General features: G+C 68.4%; 5 protein-coding genes and 1 pseudogene. All 6 read left to right on the forward strand.

The features are described 5' to 3' along the window. Nucleotides 1–84 precede the first annotated feature (84 nt). Nucleotides 85–1,431, forward strand: a pseudogene (locus TBIF_RS14950) (MFS transporter); the annotation flags it as partial. Nucleotides 1,432–1,694: 263 nt separating this feature from the next. Beyond that, nucleotides 1,695–3,272 (forward strand): VWA domain-containing protein, encoded by a 1,578-nt coding sequence (locus tag TBIF_RS14955; RefSeq protein WP_051461570.1) that lies wholly within the window; start codon nucleotides 1,695–1,697, stop codon nucleotides 3,270–3,272. Nucleotides 3,273–3,335: 63 nt separating this feature from the next. Beyond that, nucleotides 3,336–6,263 carry a DEAD/DEAH box helicase gene (locus tag TBIF_RS14960; protein WP_235174772.1) on the forward strand — a complete coding sequence of 976 codons (2,928 nt, stop codon included), beginning with the start codon at nucleotides 3,336–3,338 and terminating at the stop codon, nucleotides 6,261–6,263. After that, complete coding sequence (locus tag TBIF_RS14965; protein WP_024795586.1) at nucleotides 6,260–7,033, forward strand: SWIM zinc finger family protein; 774 nt, start codon at nucleotides 6,260–6,262, stop codon at nucleotides 7,031–7,033. The genes TBIF_RS14960 and TBIF_RS14965 overlap by 4 nt, the downstream gene beginning before the upstream one ends. Before the next feature lie 134 nt (nucleotides 7,034–7,167). Continuing rightward, complete coding sequence (locus tag TBIF_RS14970; RefSeq protein WP_024795587.1) at nucleotides 7,168–8,181, forward strand: MBL fold metallo-hydrolase; 1,014 nt, start codon at nucleotides 7,168–7,170, stop codon at nucleotides 8,179–8,181. A gap of 221 nt (nucleotides 8,182–8,402) precedes the next feature. Next, nucleotides 8,403–9,046: DUF222 domain-containing protein (locus TBIF_RS14975; RefSeq protein WP_024795588.1), on the forward strand; the 644-nt coding region annotated here is incomplete at its 3' end.

Below are 9,046 nucleotides of genomic sequence, written 5' to 3' on the forward strand. Positions count from 1 at the left end.
ACTATCAGCACTGCCTTCAAGACGCGATAAAACTAGTTCTCTCCAGCGGAAACGCGACTTTGACGTGACCCTGGGGACCGGTGGGGCCGTAAACGCCTCATGGTCCTGGGCCTGATTATGTTCTGCGTCGGCTCCGGAATCTCCGCGATGGCCGGGAGCGTCGCGCTCCTGATCGCGGGCAGGGCCGTGATGGGCGTGGGCGCGGCCGCGTCGGAGCCCGGCACGCTGTCGGTCATCCGCCATCTCTATCCCGATGGCGGGGCGCGGGCGAAGGCGGTCGGCATCTGGGCCGCAGTCTCGGGTGTGGCGCTGGCGCTGGGGCCGGTGGCCGGCGGGCTGTTGGTGGGCGCGTTCTCCTGGCGATCGATCTTCTGGTTCAACCTGATCTTGGGCGCGCTCCTGGTCGCGGTGGCGATCGCGTTCGTCCCCGAGAGCTCCGACGCCCAGCAGGGACGGGTCGACATACCCGGCTTCCTGCTGGGCTCCACCTTTCTAGGGTGCGTGATCTACGCCGGCATCACGGGGCAGGAGGTCGGGTACACCCGGCCGTATGTGATGGCGCTCTTCGCGGTGGGAATCGTGGCATTCGGGCTGTTCATATTCGTGGAACTGCGCGCCGCCAATCCCATGTTCAATTTTCGGTATCTGCGGATCCCCATTGTGGGCAGCGCCCTGACAGTCGCGTTTGTGATCTATTTCGGAATCTTTGCCATCTTTTTCTTCTCTGCCTTGTATTTGCAGGAGGTGGTGGGTTATTCGCCGTGGCGGACGGCAGCGGTGTTCGCGCCGATGGCCGTCGCGATAGTCGTGGGATCTTTGACGTCCGGAGTGTGGACGGCACGCGCCCCTGCGAACGTGCCGATGCTCGTGGGCTGTCTCCTGTCCGGGGTCGGAATCCTGCTGGCGCGTGCGCAACTGCACCAGGACGCGAACTTTACGATGCTCGCCCTCTCGCTCATGGTCGCCGGCGCGGGATTTGGCATCTCGGTGGTGCCACTGACTTCCGCGGTGCTCTCCGGGGTGCCTGCCGAGCATTCGGGAATGGCTGCCGCGGCGACGAACACGATGCGGCAGGTGGGGGCCGTCGTGGGTGTCGCGGCCCTGGGCGGCCTCGTCAACGCCAATCTCACGTCGGGCCTGAAGGGCCGGCTGCGAGAACTCAACATCCCCGTGAACTTCGACTCGATCATCATCAACGCCATCGAGACCGGTAGCGTGCCGCAGGGCGGAGGTGGCGCCGCGGGCTACGAGCAGTCCTACGGCTCCGTCGTCAACCAGGTGATCCAGGCGACCTACGGCGCGTTCCACGCCGGCCTCGACACGGCGCTGCTGGTGTCCGCGCTGCTGACTTTCGCCGCTGCGGGTGCGGTGGCGGTGGGTTTGTGGCGGCAATGGCACGCGCCGATGGTAAACGGTCAGACTTCAATTTGAGCCGGAAAACTATGTCGCCATAATTCAGTTGAAAATTGTAGAAAAATGCCAGCTGGGCTATTAAACGGGCCTGAAAGGTGGCTAGAATACTGCGGTCCCATGTTGCCGATGGGGTGGCTGGCGACACGAGGTGCGAGAGTCGATCAGTATTCGGCGCGGCGTGCGCCAGATAACCCCGTGGCACAGGGAGATTTGAGGGACCTCCATTGAGCGCGGGACGACATCATGCGACAACGAAATCCCGAGGGCTCGGCGGTGGGTGGGTGATCGGGGGCGTCATCGTGGTGGCGGTCCTGGTCTCCGGGTATCTGTTTGTGGACATGGCTGGGGGGAGCGGCAACTGCTCCGACACCACCGCGGTCGCCCTCAATGTCGCACCCGACCTCGCGCCCACGGTGGCCGAGCTGGTGGGGGACAGCTTGCCCCAGGACCTAGGCTGCGCGGATATCACCGTGACAGCGCTGGACTCCGCGGCGGCGGCTCAGGGCCTCGTGGGCGGCGCGGATGTGCCTGACCTCTGGATCCCCGACTCGATGGCCTGGGTGCGCAAGGCCAACAAGGTGCTCGAGACGCCGGTGGAGTTGGCCGCCCGATCCGTTGCCGTCTCCCCGGCGGTGATCCTGTCCGCCGCGGCGGGGACGCAGCCGCCGGCCAGTTGGCTCGAGGTGATGGCCACCCCGGAGATCCGGCTGGGCAATCCGGTTGCCAGCTCGACGGCAGCGGCCCCAGTACTGGCAGCGGTGGCCGAGACTGAATCCTCCAACCTGGACCCGCAGGCGGTGTCGGCGGCGCTGGTCCCCGCGGCGCAGGCGCAGAGCAAACATCTCAGCGCAGATGCCCTGAAGTCTGCGGACGGTGCGCCCAAGGTGGCCGACTCCGTCCAGGCGAGTGGCGGCATGGGAGTGGTCACAGAGCAGGCGGCGGTGGCGCTGGGTCCTGAGTTCCACGCGGTTGTTCCCGCTTCCGGCACAGTGTTCATGGAGTACCCACTGGTGGTCTCGGCGAAGCCGGAGCAGCGGGCGGCAGCGCTCGACGCCGCCGAGCGGCTGGTGGGACTGTTGACCTCGGACTCGGGCGGGGCCGCGTTGTCCGCGGCGGGCTTCCGCACCAGTCCCGACGCGCCCCTAGATGGGGGCCGGGGCGTGGGACCTGTCGAAGAGCTGGTGATTGGGGACGCGGCGGCGGCCGAGCAGGCGCTGTCCCGCTGGAGCGCGCTTGCGGTGCCGACCCGCGGACTGGTCGTCATCGACGTGTCCGGCTCGATGGCCGCGTCCGCCGGCGAGGGGGCGACGCGGATCGCGTTGACCCAGCAGGCCGCACTGGTCGGCGAGGAGTTGTTCCCCGGGAACGCGCAGTTGGGCCTGTGGGCGTTCTCGCTGGACCTGGGCGGGCCGCAGAAGGACTACGTGGAGCTTGCGCCGATCCGTATGCTCGACGCTCCGTCGGGCGGGTCCACTCATCGGGACGCTCTTGCGGCGGCGCTCGGGACGCTGGGCTCGATGGTCAAGGGGGGCACCGGGCTCTACGACACGGTGTTCGCCGCCTACCAAACGGTGCTTGACGGCTATGACCCGAGTGCGGTCAACGCGGTGATCATCCTCACCGACGGGGAGAACGAGGATCCGTCGAGCATCACCCGTGCGCAACTGATGGAGGGGCTGGCCCGGATGGCGGACCCGGCGCGGCCGGTGGTGCTGGTGGCGATCGGTATCACGGACGACGCGGACGCCGAGGTGCTTGCGGAGATGGCGAAGGTCACCGGCGGCTCCAGCTACGTGGCACGCGATCCCGCCGACATTCCCACCGTGTTCGTCAAGGCGTTGAGCCAACGTCAGGGGTGATAAGTAGGCTCGGAGCGGCCCCGCTCTGGGCCGCCCCGACAAGTTAGGACTGCTGACGTCGCCGTGCCGGACTCCACGATCGCCGCCGCCCCCGAGTTGCCAGCCGGATTGCACGGATTGTGGGAGCCGGGCGTCGGGCTGCTGATCTGGTCTGCCACTGACGAGCAGGTGCTCGCACTGGCCCACACGCTGGGTAGGAAGCCTCCCCGGCACACCGCGCGAGTGCTGCTGGATGCCGAGGCCGGGACCGTCGGGCAGTTTCCGGCGCTCGGCTTCGCCCCGGATTCCGCGGCCGAGTACTTGGGGGCGCTCGCGGACGATCCGGACCGCCCCGAGATCTGCGCCGACCTGCGCTACCTCGCCGAGGTGGTCGCGGGCCTGCGGCGGTGGGCCCAGTCCGGCCTGGTGGCGCCGGAGGTCGCGGAGGACGATTCCCAGTGGTGGCCGCGGTGGCGGCTGCTGGGGACGGTCCGGCAGCGGGCCTGGCAGGCGGAATGGGTGGCGGCGATGCCGCTGGTGTTACGCGGGCACAATCGTGCACAGAATGGGGAGGGCGAGTCCGCCGCCGTGCGCGCGACCGCGGTGTTCACAGACTTCACCGAGGCACTGGCAGACGCGGTGGTGCGGCGCGAGTTGGGTGAGCTCGACGGGGCCGGCCCGGCCTGGCGGCATCCGCTCCTCGCGGCACTGACGTCGGGCGAGCCGCTCGGCGAGCACGGCGCGCGGGTGGCCAATCGGCTGCAGACCTGGCGGGAGAGCCTGCGGGCGGGGGAGCCCGCGCTGGTGCTCCGCTTGATCGAGCCGGAGGACCCGAACCAGCGGCTCGACGGGCAGGTGGACGAGGCGGAGCCCATCTGGCGACTGCAGGTGTGCCTGCGCGCGGATGGCGAGGCACCCAGTCCCGTGGCCTTGCACCGTGCCGACCGCGAGTCCGTCCATCGAGCACTCACCGAGCTCACCCGGGCCATGGAGGCGTATCCACTGCTCAAGGAGCTGCCACGGGACCTGGACTCGCTGGATTTGCTGATGCCCTCGCAGGCGGTGACCGACCTTGTGCGCCATGGGGGGCACGCCCTCACCGAGGCGGGCATCACGGTGCTCCTGCCCCGTGCCTGGCGGGTTCTGGAGCCCTCCCTCCGAGTCCGCGTGAGCACGCCCGACGTCTCGGTGCGCAGCAGCGACTCCGAGGTTGGCATGGCGCAGCTTCTCGATTTCGACGTGCGGCTGGCGCTGGGCGACCACGAGCTCTGGCCTGACGAGGTGGCGGAGCTCGTCCGCCAGCAGGGTGGGCTGGTGCGCCTGCGCGGGGAATGGGTGCAGGCCGACGCCGGGGCGTTGGCGGCGGCCGCGGACTACCTGCAGGCCCAGCGCGGCACCCCGTCAAACCTCGCCCGGCTGATGAACATGCTGGCCGTGGACCCACCGCCGGTGCCCGTCTCGGACATCGCGGCGACGGGATGGGTGGACACCCTGCTCCGGGGCACAGGAAGCGCGGCCGTAGAGCCGTCTGGTCATATTGCGCCCCCCGCCGGGTTGGCGGCGACCCTGCGGCCCTATCAGCTACGAGGAGTGCAGTGGCTGTCCTTCATGAGCGAGCGGGGCCTGGGCGCGGTGCTCGCCGACGACATGGGCCTGGGCAAGACGATCCAGCTGCTGGCGCTGCTACTGCATGAGCGGGAGGAGCAGGCACGACGCCCGGCCGCCACGCTGATCGTGTGCCCGATGAGCGTGGTCGGCAACTGGCAGCGGGAAGCGGAGAAGTTCGCCCCCTCGCTGCGCGTGCTGGTCCAGCACGGCGTCGACCGCGCCAAGGGCGAGGAGTTGGCGCGGCTGGTCGGCGACGCGGACCTGGTGATCACCACTTACGCGCTGCTGGCCCGCGATGTGGAGGAGCTCAAGGCCCTGACGTTCGACCGTGTGGTGCTCGACGAGGCGCAGCACGTGAAGAACGAGCGCACCGCCCAGTCCCGGGCTGTGCGACAGCTCGCCGTGCGGCACCGGGTGGCGCTGACGGGCACTCCGGTGGAGAACCGGCTGGCGGAGCTGCGGGCCATCCTCAACTTCGCCAACCCGGGGATGCTGGGCAGCGCCGCGAAGTTCCGGGCGGCCTTCGCCGTGCCCATCGAGGCCGACCGCGACGTCGAGGCCGCGGCCCGGTTGCGGGCCGTCACGGCACCGTTCATCCTGCGCCGGGTCAAGACGGACCCGAACGTGATCAGCGACTTGCCGGCCAAGCAGGAGATGACGCTGCGGGTCAACCTCACCCAGGAGCAGGCGACGCTCTACCAGGCGGTGCTGGACGATATGCAGGAGAAGATCGAGGGGGCGAAGGGTATGGCGCGGCGCGGCGCGGTGCTCACGGCGCTGCTGCGGCTTAAGCAGGTGTGCAACCACCCTGCCCAATTCCACTCCGACGGCTCGTCGCTGCTGCGCCGCGGGGAGCACCGCAGCGGGAAGCTCGCACTGGTGGAGGACATCATCGATGGGGTCCTGGGGGACGACGAGCGGATCTTGCTGTTCACGCAGTTCCGGGAGTTCGGCGCGATGCTCACCCCCTGGCTCGCCAAGCGGTTCGATACCGACACCATCCCCTTCCTCCATGGCGGGGCGAGCAAGAGCGCGCGTGATGAGATGGTCACGCGCTTCCAGGCGGGGGAGGGACCGCCCATCATGGTCCTCTCGTTGAAGGCGGGCGGCACGGGTATCAACCTCACGGCCGCCAATCATGTTGTGCACCTGGATCGTTGGTGGAATCCGGCGGTGGAGAACCAGGCGACTGACCGCGCGTATCGGATCGGTCAGCGACGCGACGTGCAGGTGCGCAAGCTCGTGTGCGTCGAGACTTTGGAGGAGCGTATCGACGCCATGCTGTACGGCAAGCGGGAGCTGGCAGAGCTGAGTGTTGGCACCGGGGAGGGCTGGATCAGTGAGCTCTCCGATTCGGCGCTGCGGGATCTGCTGCGCCTGGGCAGTGAGGCGGTGGGCGAATGACCGGTCGGACTCGCAGGGGAGGGACAGGGCGAACCGGCCCCGGCATCGCGCTGGACAGCCAGCACGGGGGATTCGGCAGGTCATGGTGGGCGCGTCGCATGGTCTCGGTCATGGAGGAGTTGCTCGATCAGGAGCGGCTGCGCAAGGGCCGGCAGGTGGCCCGCGCCGGCAAGGTGCTGTCGGTGGAGATCACCCCGGGCCTGGTCCGCGGTGATGTCCAGGGCAGCCAGATCGAGCCGTTCCGCGCCAGCTTCTCGATGCGTGCGCTGGACCGGTACGACCGTGCGGAGCTTGTTGAACAGCTCCGCAGCACACCGGGCTCGCTCTCGGCGTTGGCGACCGGCGCGGTGCCCGCGGAACTGGCTGAGCGGCTCCTGCCATCGGACACCGGCGACCTTGATTTCGACTGCACCTGCCCGGACTTCAGCTGGCCGTGCAGCCACGCGGCGGCACTGACCTATCTGGCGGCGCAGCGCCTCGAGACGGAGCCACTGGCTATTCTCACCCTGCGCGGGGTGGACCTGAACATGCTCATCGACGCCGTCGGCGCCGCGGGCACGAGCGCAAATGCCGCGGGGTCCGCGGCGGGCGGGCACTTCGGGGAGGGCGCCGCGCTGCCCGCGCTCCCACCAGAACGCGCGGACGACGCAGTCCCGGCGACGGGATTGCTGGATGCCGCCTTGCTGAGGTCGGCGCTGCGGGTGTTCGGCCCGGAGCTCGACGGGGCCGAGGAGGACCTGGCGTATCTGTACCGGCGGATGATGCGCTGAGCGGATCGAGATCTCGCTCCCACTTGACGGGACGAGACTCGCGTGGGGAGCGGGGCAGGGCCAGCATGCAGGGAGGCCGTTCGCACACCTGGCGCGAGCACTGCCCCCGGCCGCTGCTGAAGAGGTGTGGCTTGATGGCCGAGAATTCGAACCGCGCAATCGACCTCGGTGACGGCGTCTACCAAGTGATGGTGCCGTTCCCGAACCCGCTCAAGCACACCCTCGTATACGCGATGGAATCCCGCAACGGGCTGGTGCTGGTGGACGCGGGCTGGGATGACGACGCGGCCTGGGCAGGACTACAGGCCGGCATCGAGTCCATCGGGTACTCGATGGCAGATATCGAGGGCGTCGTCCTCACCCACTTCCACCCGGACCACACCGGCCTGGTCGGGCGGGTGCGGGAGGCGTCGGGCGCGTGGATCGGGATGCACGAGTCTGATTACCAATGGTTTGACCTGATGTCCGAGCCGAGGTCGCCGGAGACGCTGGAGAAGAATCTGGCGAATCTCGCGCTGGCGGGTGCCCCCAGCATCGACCTGGGTGTGTTCGAGGGCATCGGACCGGGCCATGCGCCGGTAGGGCCAGAGTCCCGGCCGGACCGGATCTTGGCCGCCGATGAGATCATCTCGCTCGGCGGCCGCGACCTGCGCACAGTCTGGACGCCCGGCCACACCCCGGGCCACGTCTGCTTCCTCCTGGAGGAAGCGAAGACGATGTTCACCGGGGACCACGTCCTGGAGAAGACCACCCCGCATGTGGGCAGTTATGTGTATCCGTTGGAGGAAGACGACGCGCTCGCCGACTTCATGGAATCGCTGCGACGAGTGGGGAGCATGGATGTCATCCGCGGTCTCGGCGCACACGGCCTGCCCATCGCGGATGTGGCGGCCCGGTCCGCCGCTCTGATCGAACACCATGAGGAGCGGCTGGCGCACCTCTATCGCGACTTCGGCGATGATCAGCTCACCGTCTGGCAGGTCGCCGAGCGCATGCGGTGGTACCGGCCGTGGGACGAGCTGCCGGCGATGGGCAAGCAGATGGCGCTCTCGGAGGGTGCGGCGCATCTGCGGCACTTGGTGGGGCGCGGACGAGTGGCGCAGGTGGCGGGGACCGAGCCGGCACTGTTCGCCCGGGTCTCCGACTAGCCGGCGGAGGGCGCGGGCCGAGCACTGTTCGAGAACCCGTGGACGCTGTGGAACGCAGCGCGCACTGCGACCAGCGTTGGGGGATTCACCTGTCTGCTCATCGCCGCGAACTCTTAGTTCACGGGCCGAACAATATCGAATTCTTATTCCCCCAAATCTCTTGACGGTGACCTACGTCACGAGTAAACTCGACTGTACATTCGACCTAGGGGGGTTGGGGAATGATCATCGAATCCGACGACGTGACCACCGCCGCCTTCCGCCTGCCCCCCTTCGGCAGCCGCACCCCCGCCGCCGAACTCCTCGACACCATCACCGCCAACCAAACCTGGAAATCCCTTTTATCCTGGGACTCCTACGCCCGCGCCGCGCAACTGCACCTGACCCTGGCCACCTCCACCCCGGAACTGGACCTGCGCGTCCTCGACGACGACGCCACCACCGCCGCACACTTGGCCGCGGCTAGCCACATCCGCCACGCCGCCGGGGCAACCATGCTTCGCGAGGCCCTCGCGATGGTTTTCCGGATCCCCGAAATTGGGAAGTGCCTGCGCGATGGACTGATCACCGAAGCCCAATACAAAGTCTTGGTCATCGACACCGATCTGCTCGACGGCAAGGCCTACTGCCCGGATGTGGACGCCGCGATCGCCCGCGCCCTCCGCGCAGCCTGCGCGACAGGTGAGCGAGACCTTCACAACCTGGCCAACCGCCTCATCTTCGAACACGACCCCGACGCGTTCCGCGACCGCCATCACAGAGCGAAGAGACAACGCGGCACCCGTGCCCGACCGTTACGCGATGGCATGGCTCAATTCAGCATCACCGCGTCCGCTGAGGACATCGCCCTCGCGATGGCCGCGGT

Source organism: Tomitella biformata AHU 1821 (assembly GCF_000524475.1).
Classification (GTDB): Bacteria; Actinomycetota; Actinomycetes; order Mycobacteriales; family Mycobacteriaceae; genus Tomitella; species Tomitella biformata.

Bases quoted from the DNA above. Each gene is read 5' to 3' on its own strand.
- TBIF_RS14965 (WP_024795586.1), top strand. From the start codon at position 6,260: ATGACCGGTCGGACTCGCAGGGGAGGGACAGGGCGAACCGGCCCCGGC.
- TBIF_RS14970 (WP_024795587.1), top strand. From the start codon at position 7,168: ATGGCCGAGAATTCGAACCGCGCAATCGACCTCGGTGACGGCGTCTAC.